At 46.3% G+C, this 18,838-nt stretch carries 18 protein-coding genes and 1 tRNA gene; 14 read left to right on the forward strand and 5 right to left on the reverse strand.

All coding sequences use genetic code 11. From position 1 onward, the window contains the following. The first annotated feature begins 65 nt into the window (after nt 1-65). The 4 genes from accD to DVY93_RS03750 all read left to right on the forward strand — a co-directional run bounded on the left by accD (nt 66) and on the right by DVY93_RS03750 (nt 4,857). Complete coding sequence (gene accD / locus DVY93_RS03735) at nt 66-1,022, forward strand: acetyl-CoA carboxylase, carboxyltransferase subunit beta (protein WP_230709258.1); 957 nt, start codon at nt 66-68, stop codon at nt 1,020-1,022. Nucleotides 1,023-1,214: 192 nt separating this feature from the next. Continuing rightward, the gene (gene folC, locus DVY93_RS03740; RefSeq protein WP_230709202.1) at nt 1,215-2,576 is read left to right on the forward strand and encodes a bifunctional tetrahydrofolate synthase/dihydrofolate synthase; all 1,362 of its coding nucleotides are present in this window, start codon (nt 1,215-1,217) and stop codon (nt 2,574-2,576) included. A gap of 249 nt (nt 2,577-2,825) precedes the next feature. Further along, entirely contained in the window at nt 2,826-4,010 is a 1,185-nt protein-coding gene (locus DVY93_RS03745) for a LysM peptidoglycan-binding domain-containing protein (RefSeq protein ID WP_230709207.1), read from the forward strand. Between the two features lie 316 nt (nt 4,011-4,326). Next, nucleotides 4,327-4,857, forward strand: a complete 531-nt coding sequence (locus DVY93_RS03750; RefSeq protein ID WP_193006058.1) for a DUF2726 domain-containing protein — start codon at nt 4,327-4,329, stop codon at nt 4,855-4,857. Between the two features lie 18 nt (nt 4,858-4,875). On the opposite strand, the gene DVY93_RS03755 is transcribed toward DVY93_RS03750, so the two are convergent. From DVY93_RS03755 to gatC, 5 genes are all read right to left on the reverse strand, one after another. Continuing rightward, nucleotides 4,876-5,868, reverse strand: a complete 993-nt coding sequence (locus DVY93_RS03755) for a DUF1853 family protein (RefSeq protein WP_230709208.1) — start codon at nt 5,866-5,868, stop codon at nt 4,876-4,878. 158 nt (nt 5,869-6,026) lie between these two features. Further along, nucleotides 6,027-6,103, reverse strand: a tRNA-Pro gene (locus tag DVY93_RS03760). A gap of 114 nt (nt 6,104-6,217) precedes the next feature. Next, the gene (gene gatB / locus DVY93_RS03765) at nt 6,218-7,732 is read right to left on the reverse strand and encodes an Asp-tRNA(Asn)/Glu-tRNA(Gln) amidotransferase subunit GatB (RefSeq protein ID WP_230709210.1); all 1,515 of its coding nucleotides are present in this window, start codon (nt 7,730-7,732) and stop codon (nt 6,218-6,220) included. After that, nucleotides 7,732-9,228 carry an Asp-tRNA(Asn)/Glu-tRNA(Gln) amidotransferase subunit GatA gene (gene gatA / locus DVY93_RS03770; protein WP_230709213.1) on the reverse strand — a complete coding sequence of 499 codons (1,497 nt, stop codon included), beginning with the start codon at nt 9,226-9,228 and terminating at the stop codon, nt 7,732-7,734. Before gatA ends, gatB begins: the two co-directional genes overlap by 1 nt. A gap of 69 nt (nt 9,229-9,297) precedes the next feature. Beyond that, entirely contained in the window at nt 9,298-9,612 is a 315-nt protein-coding gene (gene gatC / locus DVY93_RS03775; protein ID WP_230709215.1) for an Asp-tRNA(Asn)/Glu-tRNA(Gln) amidotransferase subunit GatC, read from the reverse strand. Between the two features lie 627 nt (nt 9,613-10,239). Here gatC and DVY93_RS03780 point away from each other — a divergent pair. The 10 genes from DVY93_RS03780 to rplB all read left to right on the forward strand — a co-directional run bounded on the left by DVY93_RS03780 (nt 10,240) and on the right by rplB (nt 18,827). Beyond that, the gene (locus tag DVY93_RS03780) at nt 10,240-11,277 is read left to right on the forward strand and encodes a rod shape-determining protein (protein WP_198335038.1); all 1,038 of its coding nucleotides are present in this window, start codon (nt 10,240-10,242) and stop codon (nt 11,275-11,277) included. Between the two features lie 274 nt (nt 11,278-11,551). After that, complete coding sequence (mreC, locus tag DVY93_RS03785) at nt 11,552-12,409, forward strand: rod shape-determining protein MreC (protein ID WP_230709217.1); 858 nt, start codon at nt 11,552-11,554, stop codon at nt 12,407-12,409. Between the two features lie 138 nt (nt 12,410-12,547). Next, nucleotides 12,548-13,033, forward strand: coding sequence for a rod shape-determining protein MreD (gene mreD / locus DVY93_RS03790; RefSeq protein WP_198335030.1), 486 nt, complete (start codon nt 12,548-12,550; stop codon nt 13,031-13,033). A 123-nt stretch (nt 13,034-13,156) separates the two neighbouring features. Next, nucleotides 13,157-13,822 (forward strand): Maf family protein, encoded by a 666-nt coding sequence (locus DVY93_RS03795; RefSeq protein ID WP_230709218.1) that lies wholly within the window; start codon nt 13,157-13,159, stop codon nt 13,820-13,822. A 174-nt stretch (nt 13,823-13,996) separates the two neighbouring features. Beyond that, complete coding sequence (locus DVY93_RS03800; protein ID WP_230709220.1) at nt 13,997-15,613, forward strand: Rne/Rng family ribonuclease; 1,617 nt, start codon at nt 13,997-13,999, stop codon at nt 15,611-15,613. 408 nt (nt 15,614-16,021) lie between these two features. Then, nucleotides 16,022-16,333, forward strand: coding sequence for a 30S ribosomal protein S10 (rpsJ, locus tag DVY93_RS03805; RefSeq protein WP_010196670.1), 312 nt, complete (start codon nt 16,022-16,024; stop codon nt 16,331-16,333). 49 nt (nt 16,334-16,382) lie between these two features. Continuing rightward, complete coding sequence (rplC, locus tag DVY93_RS03810; protein ID WP_057758696.1) at nt 16,383-17,021, forward strand: 50S ribosomal protein L3; 639 nt, start codon at nt 16,383-16,385, stop codon at nt 17,019-17,021. Between the two features lie 14 nt (nt 17,022-17,035). Continuing rightward, complete coding sequence (gene rplD, locus DVY93_RS03815) at nt 17,036-17,638, forward strand: 50S ribosomal protein L4 (protein WP_193006042.1); 603 nt, start codon at nt 17,036-17,038, stop codon at nt 17,636-17,638. After that, nucleotides 17,635-17,985 carry a 50S ribosomal protein L23 gene (gene rplW / locus DVY93_RS03820; RefSeq protein WP_193006040.1) on the forward strand — a complete coding sequence of 117 codons (351 nt, stop codon included), beginning with the start codon at nt 17,635-17,637 and terminating at the stop codon, nt 17,983-17,985. The genes rplD and rplW overlap by 4 nt, the downstream gene beginning before the upstream one ends. Nucleotides 17,986-17,996: 11 nt before the next feature. Next, entirely contained in the window at nt 17,997-18,827 is an 831-nt protein-coding gene (rplB, locus tag DVY93_RS03825) for a 50S ribosomal protein L2 (protein ID WP_193006038.1), read from the forward strand. Nucleotides 18,828-18,838: the final 11 nt, after the last annotated feature.

Consider the following 18,838-nt stretch of genomic DNA (forward strand, 5'->3'; position numbering starts at 1 on the left):
ATGTGACTCTTAAATCTACTCTTAGGGACAAGTGAATGAGCCAACTTGCCGATAAGCCTTTGATAATGGCGAATAATATGACTGATACGATGACAAGACCCGATTCTAACAACGATAGTGCTGCTAACCTTGAGCAAAATAACAAGACGGCTGGACAATCATGGTTTAATCGCCCGATACCAGGGATCAAGCAACAGCTGACGGCACCATTGACTGCGGTCGAGACCGAACCGTCAACGGAATGTAGCAGTTGCCACTCCATGATTACCAATACGGCGCTGATTTTTAACTGTTATGTGTGCCCACATTGTGACCATCATTTACCGATGAGTGCTCGTGAACGCTTAAACTGGCTACTCGATCAAGTAGATGGGGAGCTTGGGCAAGAGTTTACCGCCAAAGATCCGCTAAGTTTTGTGGACAGCAAACCCTATCCACAGCGTATGACGGAAGCACAAGAGAAAACAGGCGAGAGTGAAGCACTGATTGTGATGCATGGCAAATTGCGCAATCTAGATGTGGTTACTTGTGCATTTGATTTCCGTTTTATGGGTGGCTCTATGGGGTCAGTGGTTGGCGATCGTTTTGTCCAAGCGGCCGAAAAAGCCCTTGAAGACAAAGTCCCTTTAGTGTGCTTTGCAGCCTCAGGCGGTGCCCGTATGCAAGAAGGTCTGCTGTCATTAATGCAAATGGCTCGCACAGCCGCTGCCATTGAACGCTTGCGCTTAGCTGGCATACCTTATATTGTGGTATTGACCAACCCTGTTTATGGTGGTGTGACGGCTTCTTTGGCCATGATCGGCGATATTCACTTGGCAGAACCAAAAGCGATGATCGGCTTTGCTGGCAAGCGCGTGATTGAACAAACCGTCCGTGAGACGTTAGAAGAGCCGTTCCAACGGGCAGAGTTTTTGTTAGAGCATGGCGTGGTTGATGAAGTGGTGCATCGTCATCAATTGATAGACACGATTTACCGTCTATTGGCCAAGTTATGCTCTGTACCGAATGTTGACGCTCAGTAGATAAAAGCGTCTATTACGGTATGTATAACGGTTTCTTGTCGTGCTAATATCTACCGCATAGGTAACACTAACGAATAGCATTTATCGTCAATTACGGTAAATGCTATTTTTTATTGTTATTTAGCTCGTTATACTATTTTAAGCTTTTATCAAATTTGAGCTTTTATCAAAATTTTTATATAGGTTTTGTCCATGTCTGATTCTTTAACTTCTCGTACTCATAGCCCCAATAACAAGGCCAGTCTAACTGAGTGGCTTGATTATATGCAGCAGATACATGTCTCTGCGATCGACATGGGTTTATCGCGAGTATTGCCAGTCGCTGAATCGCTAGGTGTCGTACAATCAGCGAAGGATGACGCCTACGTATTTACGGTGGCAGGTACCAACGGCAAAGGGTCAACCACCGCCGCTATCGCACAGATGTGTCAAGCTGCCGGTTATAAAACCGCTCTGTATCAGTCGCCGCACCTGAGTGTTTTTAATGAGCGCGTGCGTATCAATGGCGAGATGGTCAGTGATCAGACGTTAATTGATGCCTTTAGCAAAGTAGAGTCGGCACGGTTAGAATGCGCGTTGACCCTATCGTTTTTTGAGATGACGACGCTGGCAGCATTACTGATATTTGCTGAAGCGGATTGTGATGTTTGGGTGTTAGAAGTAGGCTTGGGTGGCCGTTTAGATGTGGTGAATATCATCGATCCTGACATGGCGGTGATTACCAACATTGGCATCGATCATGTCGATTGGCTAGGCGACAATGTTGAAGACATCGGTCGCGAGAAAGCAGGTATCTTACGTGAAGGTATTCCCTTAATTTACGGTACGACAGCGATGCCAGATAGTGTGCAGCAAGCCATCAATAAGCATCAAGCGACTTGCTATCAGTTTGGGCAAGATTTTAGTTACCGCGAAATCGACGCAAAAACGTGGCAGTATAGTAATGCCGCTGTCACGATGCAACTACCACGGCCAGCACTGTCACTGACCAACACCGTCAACGCGCTGTCAGCAGTATTGGCAAGTTCGTTAAATGTAGACACTCATGCGATTGAGCAAGCGTTACAAACGGTCAAGTTAGCCGGTCGCTTTGATTACCGTGAAGTGCAAGGTCGTCATTGGCTATTGGACGTGGCGCATAACGAACAAGGCGTTGAGTTTTTACTGGCGCAGTTGTTGCCTTTTTGGCAGCAGCACTTAGTAGAACAAAACAAGCACAACCGCCACGCTCATATCGCGCCGCCAAAGATAAAAATGCTGTTTTCAATGCTAGGCGATAAAGACATCAATAAAGTCGTGCAGTGTTTGACCACAGCAGGCTTGCCAATTAGCGACTGGTTTATCGCTGAAATTGACTATCCGCGTGCCGCAAGTACTGAGCGTCTGCAAAGTATCTTAGCTGAGTATGTGGATGGCGCTCAGATACATGAGTTTGATGGTTTGCAGGCAGCGACACAGGCGGTGATAAACGCCAGTCAACCACAAGATCTCATCGTGGTCTGTGGCTCTTTTCACACGATTGGAGAGGCACTGGCTGCTCTTGAGGTAGCGTAAGTTAAGTTAAAGCAGCCGCTATTTCATGTCAATTTTAGTGATAGGATGATGGCAGACAGCATGAAAAATATGCTTTATAATCAAAGTGATTTAGCAGACTGGTATTAGAAAGTCGGTATAAATTCTGCGAACGAATAGACGTGACCGACGGCCGGCCGTTACTACAGATTTAAGCTATCTATAGTATAGTTTTGAGACGATAGCTGCGGCGCTCAATCAACCTTATTACCAACTAAGAGACGTAAACGGATGAACTTTTCGAGACAAGCCTTATTGGGCATTGGGATGATTATAGGCGGTAGCGTGATGCTATACGCAATGGTACAACAGATTGGTGATAGCAATAAACCTGCGCCAACGTCAGCGATGATAGAGAAGCCAGATACCGAGCAAGAGTCGCCGCAGCCACTGACGACTGATATTGAGACTGAAAAACGTATCCTCGCGCAAAAACAAAGAGAACGTGCCGCTCGCGTTGCCGAGCAAGAAAGGCGTGCTCAGCAGTTCTTAACAGAGCAAGAGATTGCTGAAGCGCAAGCATTAGCAAAAGCTCGGGCAGAAAGTCAGCAGTATGTCGAAAACATCGCTGCGGTAAGTGAGCAGAGTGACAGTTCAGCAGAGGAAAAAAACACGGAAAAGAGTGTCAAAAGTAAGGAAGTGCAAGATGCTGAGAAGTTGGTTAAAGCAGCCGACGATGCAGTGAAAGAAGCCAAAGCGAAAAAGCAGGCAGATGAAAAGCAACAGGCTGAAGCAAAACAAGAAAAAGCCGCTGCTGAAAAACTAGCAGAAAGTAAAAAACAAGCAGAAGCAAAGAGACAAGCTGACGCACAAGCTGCGGCTGAGAGAAAAAAAGAGGCCGCGGAGGCCGCTAAAAACGAGCCACCAAAATCGCCTTCTGAGTATCAAGTCAAAAGAGGGGATGGGCTCATTAAACTGGCTAGGCAATACAACATGCCAGTTGAAGTTTTGGCTCAAGCAAATAATATCTCACCGTCTACCTCACTACAGCTGGGCCAAAACATAACTATTCCGTCGCGTGATCAAGTGCAACGTCTAGAGCGTGAAGCAGCGGCGGCTGAGCAAGCACGTGAAGAAAAACGTCAACGAGAAGAAGCGCTGGCAAAGAAATCTGCCGATGCTAAGCGTGATGCCCAGCAAAAACTCAGCGAGGCACGCAAAGAAGCGAGAGAAACGGATGCCAAAGGTAGCTTTGGGGTGCAAGTGGCGTTAGCAGATAATCAGGCCAAAGCAGACGCACTAGCAAAAAAACTCCAAGCTGCGGGCTATCAAGTGAAGACCAGTCCTACCAGTCGCGGTGTCCGAGTAATCGTGGGGCCTGAGCGCGGTAAAGTGGCCGCACTAGCCCTAAAAGATAAGATTAATAGCGATCCTAAAGTCAATACGACCAACGCTTGGGTGCTTTACTGGCGCTAAAGTACAGATGCGGCAATTTTCATCAAAGGCTTATATTTAGATAAATAGGAGCGCTTTTGTGAGGTTGGTCTGACTTTTTATTTCCTAACTATCAAAACACGACATCTACTGTCGTGTTTTTTGTTTTATAGTTTGCTGATTGGCGCGTGTTTGGTTACGATGAGCAGCATTTTTATTCTCTCTTTTTATATAACCTGTCAGCCTACAAGGGCTGCCCTGTTGTGATCGGTTGATCAGTTAGTGATCTTAATAGTTAGTGATCTTAATAAGGTCGTGACGTCTAGCTGCTCACTCTCATATTGTATAAGGTAAAACCATGTCATTTGGCGTTATATTTTTAATATTGGCCGTTGGATTTTTAGGGCTGATTACGTTACCCAAGCTGTTATCAAAACGTCAAAGCATTGAGCCGGACCCAAAGCCAGTTCGCGGCGATGAGCTGGCGATTTGGCCGTTTGCGCCAATGCCCATCATGACCGATACGGAAGTGATTTTTTTTAATAAGCTCAAAAACGCCCTGCCGGAATATCACATCTTTGTGCAAGTTCAGCTGTCGCGAATCATTGAAGCCAATAGTAATGAGACATCCGAGCGTAGCTTTTGGTTTAACCGCATCTGCCGTCAGAGCGTCGATTATGTGATCGTGGATGTTGACGCACAGACCACGCTAGTGGCGATTGAGCTGGATGATTGGACGCACAGTAGTAAAGCGCGGCAAAAGGCTGATGACAAAAAAGATAAAGCCCTTGCGAGTGCAGGCATTGCCATCGTCCGTTTTCACGCTGAGCGTATGCCCAGTGCGGATATGCTCAGGTATGAGCTGATGCAAGTGATTGAAACGTATTGATGGTTTTACGAGTTTGCATTAAAAACTATCGTGAGCTTGGCCGCGCTGATGGGGATAAATAACGATGGGTCTATCACCTTCAAAGTACAATCCTGTTTTGAGTGACTCGTTATCAGAGCATGTGAGTGGCGATGGATGTCCATCATCGCGATCGTAAAAGCGGCGTTTGCTAAACCATTCAATATAGTGTGCAGCTCGTAATATGGTCGTATCAATCGTAGCGAGGTTAACCGTATCATTCTTATCACACCATTCATGTAGCGGAAAGCTTGGTGTGAGCCAAGTAGGCCAATCATAGCGGCCAAAGTGTTTGGTGTTTATAGGTAAAAAGAACCGTCCTTTTATAACGCCATAACGCTTATCAATTTTGATTTGACCTCGATCCTCAGTATCTACCCACACCGCTCGAAATTGCTTGGTTTGCATATGGGTTATTTTACGCTGTAGATTGTCATTGGAATTAATACCTACCCAGTTCACAGGTTCAAACGGGGCTGAGCCCATAAAAAACTTAATGGCCAGCTCCCAATGCTCGACAAGCTGCTCTTCATGATTGTATAAAATCAAATCAAGCTCGCCGGTTGTCTGTTTGCCGTTGTACAGTTGCACGTTGTTAGCCAACGTTTCGTATGGATGCAACTGACGCGCAAAACCATCCTCTAGCCAAAATGATAATAATCCTTCAAAGTGAAAGCCCAAGCGATTGGGACTGGGGCGCTTGAGTAAATAGCGAGTGAGCGTCTGGTAGGCAGTGGTGGTGTCAAGCTCTTCTAAACGCTGTTGGTACGCTGCAAACTGTGCTTGCCAGAAGCTTGCACTATGTACTTCAACCTTATGCGTATTTTGATGCGGCGCAAAGTCCAGCCACGTCGTCAAGACATTGGGGCACGCCAGCACATATGCCAAGTCACGCACATAAGGACGTCGGTAACGCTCCCAAGGTGCGTCATCTGTAAGCGCAGAGACAGGCTTGGCAATAGGCTCGGACATAGGAATAGGATAAGTCATCATAATGGGCAAGCATTTACCCTAACTGCTCACCTAATAAAAGTCTAGTTATGGTGAGTATCTGCTATTGTGTTTCAATTCTAGAAATATATTTAAATTGATTCCAAAAAAAAGCCAACCATTGAAAATCAATGATTGGCTTTTCTTGTTACTACTATGTTTGGTCGGAACGGCAGGATTTGAACCTGCGACCACTACACCCCCAGTGTAGTGCGCTACCAGACTGCGCTACGCCCCGAATGACTGACTATTTTACGCAAAATTATGCATATTGCAAGGGCTATTTGTCTTTGGCAAAAGATACAACAGCGTTTTACCTATAATAGTCAGCCTAACCGATAAGCCGACAACCTTAACCCAATAGCTCTTTTAGGATTTGATTGACTTGCTGCGGGTTAGCACTACCACGGCTGGCTTTCATAACTTGACCGACCAGACCATTAAAGGCTTTTTCTTTACCGCCGCGATACTCTTCGACCATCGCTTGATTTTTAGCGATAACCTCTTCAACGATTGTCTTAATAGCACCCGTGTCGGTTTCTTGCTTGAGGCCTTTTTCTTTGATGATCTTGTCTGCTGCATCGTCAGCGTCGCCGCCTTCTCTCTCATATAGTGCAGTGAAGACCTTTTTGGCCATCTTACCAGACAGCGTGTCATCATTGATACGTTTGAGCAGTCCTGCGAGCTGCTTGGCACTGATAGGCGCATCAATGATGTCTGTGTCGTCTTTATTGAGGGCGCCCAGTAGCTCACCCATTACCCAGTTACCCGCCATTTTTGCGTGCGTTTCACCCACATCAGCGACGACATCTTCAAAGTAATCGGCAAGCTGGCGGCTACCAGTTAAGATGCGAGCGTCATACTCTGACAGCCCAAGCGCCTCTTCAAAGCGTGCACGACGCGCAACAGGTAGCTCGGGCATGGCCGCTTTAATCGCATCAACCGTATGCTGCTCAATGTGGACAGGCAGCAGGTCAGGATCAGGAAAGTAACGATAATCGTTGGCATCTTCCTTGGTACGCATGGTGCGAGTTTCATCGCGTTCTGGGTCATATAGCATCGTTGCTTGGACGACTTTACCGCCGTCCTCGATGATATCGATTTGACGCTCAATTTCACGATTGATCGCGCGTTCGATAAAGCGGAACGAGTTCAGATTTTTTAGCTCAGTACGCGTACCAAGCTCATCGCCAGGCTTACGCACAGAGACGTTACAGTCACAGCGGAAAGACCCTTCGGCCATCACCGCATCTGAGATACCAAGCCACGTGACCAGCTGATGAATGGCTTTGATATAAGCAAGCGCTTCATGGGCTGAGCGCATGTCTGGCTCGGATACGATCTCGATCAGCGGCGTACCAGCACGGTTGAGATCGACGCCAGTCATGCCATCGATGGCATCATGGACAGATTTACCCGCATCTTCTTCTAAATGCGCGCGGGTGATACCCATGCGTTTCGGATATTCGTTTTTTTCGCCTTCATTGACCACAACATCGATGTAGCCAACGCCTACGATAGGATTGGCCATCTGGGTGATTTGATAGCCTTTTGGTAAGTCAGGATAAAAGTAGTTTTTGCGGTCAAAAGTGTTGTACAGACCCAGCTCGGCATTAACGCCAATGCCGAACTTTAGAGCGCGATCAACCACGCCGCTGTTTAGAACGGGCAGTACACCCGGCAGACCTAAATCAACGATACTGGCTTGGCTGTTTGGCTCATGACCAAAATCAGTGGGCGCGCTTGAGAATATTTTACTTTCAGTATTGAGCTGGCAGTGGATCTCGATACCGATAACCACTTCATAACCATCGACAAATAGCTCTTTACGGACGGCATTGTTGTCAGTTGTCGTTGCTGTGTTCATTATACCGTCTCCTTGGCGATAGTAGAGTGTTGCAGATGATGGTCTGTGTGTTGCTGAAACAGGTGGGCCGTAGACAGTAGCTTACTTTCTTGCCAATACTGACCAATCAACTGCAAGCCAATCGGTAGACCTTCTGACGTCAAGCCAACTGGTTGACTGATCGCAGGCAGGCCAGCTAAGTTAACCGCAATAGTATAAACATCACCTAGGTACATTGTTGCAGGGTCGAGGTTTTCACTGAGTTTATAAGCCGCCGTGGGCGCGGTTGGACTAGCAATCACATCACAGCTGGCAAACGCTTCATCAAAGTCGCGAACGATTAAACGGCGTACTTTTTGTGCTTTGGTGTAATAAGCATCAAAGTAACCCGCAGACAGCGCATAAGTGCCTGTCAAAATACGGCGCTGTACCTCAGGGCCAAAGCCTTCAGAGCGTGAGCGCGTGTACAGATCGATAAGATCGGTTGGGTTTTCACAGCGATAGCCAAAGCGCACGCCATCGAAGCGTGATAGGTTCGATGAGGCTTCTGCCGGTGCTAGCATATAATAAGTCGCAAGCGTAACCTCAGGATCGGTAATGTTTACTTCTACAATGGTGGCGCCCAGCTCTTCATATTTTTTAAGTGCCGCCCGTACCGCTTGCTCGACTTCGCTGTCGAGCCCTTTACTAAAGTATTCTTTGGCAAAGCCTATCCGCAGACCGGCAAATGGTTTGTCACCAGCGCTTGCTTCTGCGTCGTTAAGGTCTTGCACGTAATCAGGAATATCGTGTTTGATTGATGTCGCATCGCGTGGGTCATGGCCGATCATTGGTTGCAATAGATAGGCGCAGTCTTTGGCGCTGCGTCCCATGCTACCGGCTTGGTCGAGACTGGAGGCATAAGCAATCATGCCAAAGCGTGATACGCGGCCATAAGTTGGTTTGATCCCTGTCAAACCGCAAAATGAGGCAGGTTGACGAATGGAGCCACCCGTATCACTACCTGTGGCTACAGGGACAAAACCTGCGGCAACGGCGGCAGCACTACCACCTGATGAGCCACCAGGAACGCGCTCTAGGTTCCAAGGGTTTTGCACCGTGCCATAATAAGAGCTGCTATTGTCCGAGCCCATCGCAAACTCATCCATATTGAGCTTACCTAAACTGATCATCCCAGCTTTATCGATGTTAGAGACGATCGTGGCATCGTAAGGCGAAATAAAATTGTGTAGCATTTTAGAGCCACAAGTGGTCAGCACGCCTTGGGTACAAAAGATGTCTTTATGCGCCATGGGCACGCCTAATAATGGGCGCTGATCGCCTTGTGCGCGCATCTCGTCTGCCGCTTTTGCTTGGGCGCGTGCCGTCTCAGAGGTGTGAGTGATAAAGCTGTTGATCTTGCTGTCTAGCGCGTCTATACGTTTGATGTAGTGTTCAGTTAATTCCACGCTGCTAAATTGTTTGTCTTGTAAGCCAGTGATAAGCTGCTGGGTACTTAATAGATGAAGTTCAGACATAAGGTGTCGTCCGTCAAAGTGTTAATAGCATTAATAAAGTGAGATAAAGGCAAAAATAGCGAAAGCGGCCTATTCAATCACTTGTGGTACCAAATATAAGCCGTCTTCGACCGCAGGTGCAACCGACTGATTACGCGCGCGGTTGATATCGTGTTTGGCGACGTCAGCACGCAATTCTTGGCAGGCTTCATGGATGTTTGCTAATGGTTTAACGCCCGCCGTATCAACGTTGCCAAGGGTGTACATCAGCTTTAATACTTTACTGATGTCATCGGCGTAGCTATCGGCCGTACTTTCATCGATACCTAAGCGGGCAAGGTTAGCAATGTCTAGGATTTCTTCACGGCTGACGTTACTGTCAGAGGGTGTTGGTTGCTGTGACATGATTTCTCCAGTTAAGGACATTTTTTGTTAAAGGTAATAGTAGGTGAACGCTAAGACCATTGAATACTAAGACAAGCAAAGACAAAAAATAAAACAGGTTAGTATGAAAATAAAGTCTTATATACAGTTGGCTTATTATAAAGCATCTGACCCAAGTTTACAGAGCATGACGCTAGATTGATGCACAATATCAGCCAAGACAGAAGGATTTGTAAAATTGACCGTATAATTCACGATTGATTCTTAATTGCCCACCCATTCCGTTCTGAAATACGTTACAGTATGCACCTGCTGTAAAGCAAAACTCTCATCTGCCTGTAGAACCTTGTTAGTTATTGAATTAAATGATGTTTCATTCAGTTGAATGGCAATGGCTGCTATTTCAAACTTTGTAACAACTTTTAGCGTTTAAGACCAAAATCCTGACTTACTGATGCAAATATCTGTGTTTTTTTTGAGCTAAATCGGTATAATTTAGCTCAGTTTTGTCATTTCATCATTATTGCTTAGGTTTGACTTGTTGCGATGTTCAATTTTCGCGATAAGTAATGTCTATCGACGACCTGCTCAACACTGACGAGTAACCCCTCAGTCAATCTCATTCGCCTCATTCGTAAGACGCTGGATATATTAGTCATGAACCTGTTTGGATTTTTATCAAATAATATCGCTATCGACCTCGGTACTGCGAACACCCTCATTTTTATTCCTAATAAAGGCGTCGTGCTTGACGAGCCTACGGTGGTCGCGCTACGAAGTAATCGTACTCAGAACCCTACCGTTGCAGCTGTTGGTATCGATGCGAAGCAGATGCTTGGTCGTACGCCTGCCAATATTACGGCTATTCGTCCACTAAAAGACGGCGTGATTGCTGATTTTGAAGTGACGCAGAAAATGCTTAAGCATTTTATTGGTAAGGTAAAAGCCAAGCGTTTTATGGCCCAGCCTAATGTGGTGGTTTGTGTGCCTTGTAAGTCTACTCTGGTTGAGCGTAAAGCGATTCGTGAGGCGGTCTCATCAGCAGGCGCGAGTAAAGTACTGTTGCTAGAAGAGCCAATGGCGGCAGCAATTGGTGCGGGTATGCCGGTGCATGAGGCGAGCGGTTCTATGGTGGTTGATATTGGTGGTGGTACGACTGAGATTGCGGTGATCGCGCTATCTGGTTGTGTCTACGCTGAGTCGATTCGTATTGGCGGTGATATGTTTGATGAAGCCATCATTACACACGTTCGCCGTACCCATGGCTGCGTGATTGGTGAGACGACGGCTGAGCGTATCAAGCAAGAAGTCGGCTCTGCACTCAATGAAGACAGCCAGCTTGAAGTAGAAGTTCGTGGTCGTAGCATGGCAGAAGGCGTACCAAAAACCTTTACGGTCAATTCAGAAGAAGTACAAAAAGCGCTGAGTGACCCATTGAGTGGTATCGTTAGTGCCGTAAAAGCCGCACTTGAGCAAACCCCGCCTGAGCTGTCATCAGATATTGCAGAGCGTGGTATTGTCTTGACGGGCGGCGGCGCGCTACTACGTGACTTGGACAAGTTAATCTCAAGAGAAACGGGACTACCTGTGACTGTGGCTGAAGATCCGCTAACTTGCGTCAGCCGTGGTGGTGGTATTGCGCTTGATTTTATCAATAACAAAAGCTTGAACATGATTTTTGTGTAGTCTGTTTTAGTTGAGCGTACTGTATTGTTATAGTACTCGTGCGCTCGCTTACAGTAAGCGTAAAATATCTGGTTAAAAAAGCATAAAATTAAAGGTAGCCAGTTGCGCTGCCTTTAATTACATTGGCAAACGTGAGAAGCCATTTCTGTCTGTACATAGTGCTGCGCTCGACTGTGAGTAAGCTATGTGCAACGCTAACTGTGTTAGTAAACGGATAGTCATTATACCCAGTACTGGCTACTGATTATTTTATAACTCCTGAGTTAAAAGACTTATGACCCCAAGTATTTTTGCGCGCCAGCCGTTGTCACTTCGTAAGACTGCTATTGTACTGATAGCAGCCTTGATACTGATGTGGTTTGATAGCAAAAACTCAGACTGGTTTAAACCATTACGTAATAGCAGCCATGCCGCTATGCAGCCTATCTATGAGCTATCATTGTTGCCAAGCTATGCTAAGCATTGGGCGAGTGGTAGCCTGCAATCTAAAGAAGCAATACGCCGCGAAAACATCCAGCTAAAATCACAACTTATTCACGCACAAGCCAAACTGCAGCAGCAAGATTATATCTTGGCTCAAAATGCCCGGCTGCAAGGTATTTTGTCCACCACCAAACCTGAGCAATTTGATCTTAATCTGGCTCAAGTCATTGGTACAGATACCAATTTACTCAGACAAATTGTGGTGCTTAATAAGGGTATGCAAGATGGCGTACAGGTTGGACAAACGGTCATTGATGAAGACGGTATCCTAGGACAGATCATTAATGTCTATCCCAACACCAGCCGTTTACTACTTATTACTGATGAACAGCAATCAGTGGCGGTCACTGTGAAACGCACAGGCCAACGTGCTATCGTGACAGGGCAGGGAATACCAACCGCCTTAAGCCTCGACTATGTATTCAAAACCTCAGACGTGCGTGTGGGGGATGAGCTGGTTTCGTCAGGATTGGGCGGGCGTATCCCTGCAGGTTATCGGGTTGGCCGCATCGCGCATATTAAAGATGCCCAAGCCGCCAACTTTAGAAGCATAGAAGTGACGCCAGCGGCAAACTTTATCGATAATGCTTATGTATTGGTGCTCCAAGACAAGCTGATAAATAAAAATACGCTTGCGGCTAATGAATAAGCGCCATTGGCGTTACGTGTCGCCCCTAGCGCAAAGTAACATGACTGTCATCGCTCTCATCTAGCGCATGTATCCTATCATCAACGCTCAATCATGCTTTTATAGCAGCAGCCCGCCCATTTGCTAAGGTAAGTACCCATGTCGTATCCTGATTCTGAGAATGCAAAGGTACTACTGATTGCTATGATTATTATAAGTTTTGTCATTGCATCATCGCTTAATGTGTATCCGTTAAGTCCTAGTATGGCGACATTGCGGCCTATGATTATGATCATGGTGCTGATTTTTTGGTTGTTATTTCAGCCGCGTTATGTGGGTATCTTCACGGCATTTACCATTGGTCTTATTGCCGATCTATTGCTGGACACCCATTTAGGCGAGCAAGCCTTTGCTGCGGTGGTGGTCGCTCTTGTGATCAAAATCAGCAGTATCTATGTTAGACAACTAAATACCATCAGTGCGTGGCTCATAGCGAGCCTAGGGTTGATTGTGTTCCAGTTAAACCTATGGATATTACAGATGGCTATCCAAAATACCTTTGTTGCAAAGTCCGCCTTATCCTTGTTGATGAGTATCATCAGCTGGCCATTGGTGCTATTAGCGTTACGAAAATTTGTGCGTTAAGTAAGGCTGCTCCTATCGCGCTGGTGGTGACGGCAATCACTGTCATGAATGGCCTGTTTTGGCGTGCCAGCCTACAAAAAATCAAAATGAAAAACACACAATCTATAGGGTAAGAGAATAGCGATGGATATCATTTTAGTGTCTGGTTCGCCGCGGCGTCGAGAGCTGCTCGCAAGAGCGCAGCTGGATTTTAGTGTATTGCGCGTGGATATCGATGAAACGCAATATGATAATGAGTCGCCAAAAGACTATATTGAGCGTATGGTTGCCATGAAAGCTGAGGCTGCGATACAGCAGCTAAATGAAGCCTTTAAAACAAACAAAGACACTCGTGCTCACCACCTTATTGTCTTAACTGCCGACACTATCGGGGTACTAGCAGATGGTCAAACCATACTGGTTAAACCCGTCGATCGTGAACACGCTTATAGTATGTGGCAGCAAATGTCGGACAGCGTCCACCAAGTATGGACGGCGGTTCAGGCAACCCAAATAGCGTTACTTCCAAATAGTGCCAACACAGCGAGTAACGAGCCAGCGTATCAGATAGTCAATCAACAACAAATCACTGAGCGTACAGAAGTGCGTTTCATCCCGCTGACGCCAGCAATGATGAGCGACTACTGGAATAGTGGCGAGCCTACTGACAAAGCGGGTGGTTATGGCATTCAGGGTTTGGGGGCGGCATGGGTCAGTCGTATCAATGGCAGCTATACCAATGTCGTGGGCTTGCCACTTGCACAAACGCTGGCATTGATCAAAAGCCTCACAGACGTCAGCGATAGGTAAAGAGATAAGACAGATGAAGGCAAAAGCTATCAATTGATCACAGATTGGTTGCTAAGCTTTTGCACATAATGACACGGTAGGGTCATGGGCAAGAGTAAGTCGTATTTGTTACACTGTAAAGCTAATAGGCGATAAACGCCTAATAAGAAAGCTGAGAGATAAGAGAAAAACATTATGTCCGAAGAGCTGCTGATTAATATTAGTCCAATGGAATCCCGTGTCGCGGTGTTAGACAACGGCATCTTGGGCGAAATTTATATTGAACGTCATCATAAACTGGGTCTGGTTGGTAATATCTATCTGGGGACAGTCGTGCGTGTCTTACCTGGTATGCAGGCGGCGTTTGTGGATATTGGCCAGTCGCGGACAGCGTTTCTACATGTCAATGATATGCAGCGTGAGCCGCGCCCAGTCGCAGAAAGCAAAAATAAAGCGACCCAAGCGACCAAGAAAGAGACTGACACAGATATTAATAAAGACGGTGGCGTGCTAGATGACTCAGCCGACAGTTTGGCGGTCACGCCTCCTGTGGTCAGTGCCCAAAGTACTGACGTTGTACCGGTAACTAAAACCCTTATCCAGCACCGCTTGCACGAAAGCCAGCGTATTTTAGTACAAGTGACCAAAGACCAATTGGGTAGCAAAGGCGCTCGCTTGACCACCAACATATCGCTACCATCGCGTTATTTGGTTTATCTACCCTCCAGTGAACACATTGGTATATCACAGCGAATTGATGGGGAAGAGGAGCGTACGCGTTTAAAGACTGAGCTGAGTAGCTTGATGCAAACGGTCAATCTAAAAGGCGGTCTCATTGCTCGTACGGCAGCAGAGCGTGTTCCTGTCGATAAGCTAGAAGAAGATATTTATTACTTGTTACAGCTTTGGCGTACCATTTGTGCGCGCCGTCAAGAGATCAACCATCATCAAAGCTCAGAGTTGATCTATCAAGAGCTATCACTGCCACTGCGCTCCATTCGTGATTTAGTACACGCCGATACCGAAAAAGTCATCATCGATAATACGCAAGTTTATGAGCAAGTAAGGTACTTTGCCAAAGAGTTTGTGCCTTTTGTGTACGATCGAATCGTACATTACACTGCAGAGCAGTCGTTATTTGACGTACACCGTGTCGAAGACGACTTACGTGACGCCCTAAAACGCCGCGTGGATCTAAAGTCTGGTGGTTATCTGATTATTGATCAAACTGAAGCGATGACCACCATTGATGTCAATACGGGCTCCTTTGTTGGCGGCCGCTCATTAGAAGACACGGTCTATAAAACCAACTTAGAAGCCACTCACGCTATCGCTCGGCAGTTGCGTCTGCGCAATCTAGGCGGCATTATTATCTTAGACTTTATCGATATGCTGGAACAACAGCATAAAGACGATGTACTTGAGAGTTTGCAAGCGCAGCTGGCACAAGATTATGCCAAAACCAAAATCACGCAAGTAAGTGAGCTTGGGTTAGTAGAAATGACACGTAAACGCACGCGCGAGTCTTTAGGGCAGCAGCTTTGTGAGCCATGCTCGACCTGCCAAGGCCGCGGATTCGTAAAAACCGCAGAAACCGTCTGTTTTGAGATATTTCGTGAGATCATGCGCTGTGCCCGTACGTATAACTCCCCTAAGAAATTCACTGTCGTCGCTCATGCGGCGGTTATTGATTTACTGTTAACGTCGGAGTCCGACACCGTGGCAGACTTAGAGTACTTATTAGGTAGGGTCATTACTTTTGATGTAGAAAACCTGTACACCCAAGAGCAGTATGATATTGTTTTGGACTGATGGCGTAACTCACTGTTTATGTGTGCAAGTTGCCTCTCTGTTTATGGATAGCGCCGTTCAACAGGGTAGGGTGTTGCACCGCCCCCTATATTGCGCTTGCAATGAAAAAAATACTATGTATAATATACACCACTGAATTATATACGCGCAGCCGATTAAAAAGCTGGCGCTATGACAGCTAGAGCATCGTTTCTAGCACTATTTCATTATGCCTTTGCTGACATCCATATTAATAGGAGGGTTGGCGGGGCTTTAAACTATTTTGCTTTTAGCACGCTGCTGGTTCTCTTGAAGAACAGATTCTGTAAAGAATGGGAAGCCGCTTGAAGTGAATCTTTAACCAAACTGCCTTTGATCACAAGCTTGCAACGCAAGAATGACAAAGGCACATATTAGGAGCTTGCTGGCATGGCTAACCAGAGAATCCGTATCCGTCTCAAGTCATTTGATCATCGTCTGATTGATCAGTCGGCGCAAGAGATTGTCGATACTGCAAAGCGCACCGGTGCGCAAGTTTGTGGTCCTGTACCGTTGCCGACTCGCATTGAGCGCTTCAACGTTCTAACCTCACCACACGTTAACAAAGACGCTCGTGACCAGTACGAAATTCGTACTCATAAGCGTATGGTTGATATCGTTCAGCCTACTGACAAAACTGTGGATGCGCTAATGAAACTAGATTTAGCGGCGGGTGTTGACGTTCAAATTGCTTTGGGTTAATGCACATTACACACCCAACCCATTAATATAAGATATAAAGAGGTCTAAAATGGCGATCGGTTTAGTCGGTAAAAAATGCGGCATGACCCGTGTCTTCACTGAAACAGGCGCATCTATCCCTGTGACAGTGGTTGAGGTCGATGCAAACCGCATTACTCAAGTAAAAAATACTGATGTAGATGGCTATCAAGCTATCCAAATTACCACAGGTACCCGTCGTGACAGTCGCGTAACAGCCGCACAAAAAGGTCACTTCGCTAAAGCTGGCGTTAAAGCTGGCCGTGGTGTGTGGGAATTTCGTGCCAATGAAAGCGATCTTGAAGGTCGTGAGATTGGTGGTGAGATCCTAGCTGACTTATTCGAACAAGGTCAGATGGTTGATGTGACAGGACAGAGTAAAGGTAAAGGTTTCCAAGGTCCTGTAAAACGTCACAACTTTAGCATGCAAGATGCTACTCATGGTAACTCAGTATCTCATCGTGCACATGGTTCAACTGGTCAAAACCAGTCACCAGGTAAAGTATTCAAAGGCAAAAAGATGGCGGGCCAGATGGGTAACAAGCGTGTTACTGTTCAAGGCCTAGAAGTGATCTCGGTTGATGCCGAGAAAGGGTTACTTGTCATCAAGGGTGCTATCCCAGGTGCCACCGGTGGCGATGTTATCGTACGTCCGTCAGTCAAAGCCTAAGCAAGGGGATTAACGTGGATTTAAAAACAGTTACAGGTGCGGCGGTTGAGCTTTCTGATACGGCATTTGGTCGTGAATTCAACGAAGCACTAGTGCATCAAGTCGTCACCGCTTATTTAGCTGGTGCTCGCCAAGGTACACGCGCACAAAAAACCCGTGCCGAAGTTTCTGGCGGTGGTATCAAGCCATGGCGCCAAAAAGGTACTGGTCGCGCTCGTGCGGGTTCTATTCGTAGCCCAATCTGGCGTTCAGGTGGTCGTGCATTCGCTGCAAAACCACAAGATTGGTCACAGAAAGTAAACCGTAAAATGTATCGCGGTGCGATGCAGTGCATCCTAGCCGAATTGATTCGCCAAGAGCGTTTGATTTTGGTAGAAGAGTTGAGCGTTTCTGGGCCTAAGACTAAAGAGCTGATTGCAAAGTTAAATGAGCTTAATGCACCTCGTGCACTAATCGTCACCAAAGAAGTTGACGAAAACTTATATTTAGCTGCTCGCAACATTCCACATGTCAATGTACTTGGTACAAATGAAGTGGACCCAGTGAGTTTGATCGCGTTTGATAAAGTGATCATGTCAGTTGAAGCTGCGAAACAATTTGAGGAAGCACTAGCATGAATAACGCAAGACTTTATCAGGTCTTAAGAGGGCCTGTATTCTCAGAAAAATCTCAAATGCTTGGCGACTCACTTGGTGTGCAGGTATTTAAAATTGATTCTAATGCTACTAAGCTTGAAGTCAAAAAAGCAGTTGAGTTGATGTTTGAAGGTGTTGAAGTTACTAAAGTAAACACTTTGAATGTTAAAGGTAAGACAAAGCGTTTTGGTAAGAGTATCGGCCGTCGTAACGACTATAAAAAAGCCTATGTTACCTTAAAAGCTGGTCAAGATGTACAAATGGCTGATGCTGGTGAAGAGGTCGCGAATACGACTGCTTCTGCTAGTGAAACAGCGAACAACGAATAAGGATTACACTCATGCCTATCGTAAAAGCAAAGCCAACATCACCAGGCCGTCGTTTTGTTGAAAAAGTGGTGCATCCACACCTTTACAAAGGTCGTCCTTATGCAGCGCTTCTCGAATCAAAAAGTAAGTCAGGTGGTCGTAACAATAATGGTCGCATAACTACTCGTCACATTGGCGGTGGTCATAAGCAACATTATCGCATCATCGATTTCAAACGTACTAAAGACAATATCCCAGCTGTGGTTGAGCGTATTGAATACGATCCTAACCGTACTGCACATATTGCATTACTTAAGTACGCTGATGGCGAACGTCGTTACATCATTGCTGCTAAAAAACAAGCAGTTGGTGATACAGTAATGTCAGGCGAAACTTCTCCAATCCGTCCAGGTAACTGTCTACCGCTGAAAAACATCCCATTGGGTACTGTGATTCACAATATCGAGCTTAAAATCGGTAAAGGTGCACAGATGGCTCGTTCTGCGGGTGCTAGCGTTCAGTTACTAGGTCGTGACGGTATCTACGCAATTTTACGTATGCGTTCAGGCGAAACTCGCCGTGTACATGTGAATTGCCGTGCTGTTATCGGTGAAGTCTCTAACACTGAAAACAACTTGAAATCACTTGGTAAAGCCGGTGCTTCACGTTGGCGCGGTGTTCGTCCTTCAGTTCGTGGTGTCGCAATGAACCCGGTTGATCACCCGCATGGTGGTGGTGAAGGTCGTAACAAAGGTCGCCATCCAACCAGCCCTTGGGGTCAGAAGTCTAAAGGACTTAAAACGCGTCACAATAAGCGTACTGACAGTATGATCATCCGTCGCCGTCGCGCCAAGAAGAAATAAAGGAAGAATTT

The sequence above is a fragment of the Psychrobacter sp. CCUG 69069 genome, from assembly GCF_021023115.1.
GTDB classification, from domain to species: domain Bacteria; phylum Pseudomonadota; class Gammaproteobacteria; order Pseudomonadales; family Moraxellaceae; genus Psychrobacter; species Psychrobacter namhaensis.

Bases quoted from the DNA above. Each gene is read 5' to 3' on its own strand.
- accD (WP_230709258.1), top strand. From the start codon at position 66: ATGGCGAATAATATGACTGATACGATGACAAGACCCGATTCTAACAAC.
- folC (WP_230709202.1), top strand. From the start codon at position 1,215: ATGTCTGATTCTTTAACTTCTCGTACTCATAGCCCCAATAACAAGGCC.
- DVY93_RS03745 (WP_230709207.1), top strand. From the start codon at position 2,826: ATGAACTTTTCGAGACAAGCCTTATTGGGCATTGGGATGATTATAGGC.
- DVY93_RS03750 (WP_193006058.1), top strand. From the start codon at position 4,327: ATGTCATTTGGCGTTATATTTTTAATATTGGCCGTTGGATTTTTAGGG.
- DVY93_RS03755 (WP_230709208.1), bottom strand. From the start codon at position 5,868: ATGATGACTTATCCTATTCCTATGTCCGAGCCTATTGCCAAGCCTGTC.
- gatB (WP_230709210.1), bottom strand. From the start codon at position 7,732: ATGAACACAGCAACGACAACTGACAACAATGCCGTCCGTAAAGAGCTA.
- gatA (WP_230709213.1), bottom strand. From the start codon at position 9,228: ATGTCTGAACTTCATCTATTAAGTACCCAGCAGCTTATCACTGGCTTA.
- gatC (WP_230709215.1), bottom strand. From the start codon at position 9,612: ATGTCACAGCAACCAACACCCTCTGACAGTAACGTCAGCCGTGAAGAA.
- mreC (WP_230709217.1), top strand. From the start codon at position 11,552: ATGACCCCAAGTATTTTTGCGCGCCAGCCGTTGTCACTTCGTAAGACT.
- mreD (WP_198335030.1), top strand. From the start codon at position 12,548: ATGTCGTATCCTGATTCTGAGAATGCAAAGGTACTACTGATTGCTATG.
- DVY93_RS03795 (WP_230709218.1), top strand. From the start codon at position 13,157: ATGGATATCATTTTAGTGTCTGGTTCGCCGCGGCGTCGAGAGCTGCTC.
- DVY93_RS03800 (WP_230709220.1), top strand. From the start codon at position 13,997: ATGTCCGAAGAGCTGCTGATTAATATTAGTCCAATGGAATCCCGTGTC.
- rpsJ (WP_010196670.1), top strand. From the start codon at position 16,022: ATGGCTAACCAGAGAATCCGTATCCGTCTCAAGTCATTTGATCATCGT.
- rplC (WP_057758696.1), top strand. From the start codon at position 16,383: ATGGCGATCGGTTTAGTCGGTAAAAAATGCGGCATGACCCGTGTCTTC.
- rplW (WP_193006040.1), top strand. From the start codon at position 17,635: ATGAATAACGCAAGACTTTATCAGGTCTTAAGAGGGCCTGTATTCTCA.
- rplB (WP_193006038.1), top strand. From the start codon at position 17,997: ATGCCTATCGTAAAAGCAAAGCCAACATCACCAGGCCGTCGTTTTGTT.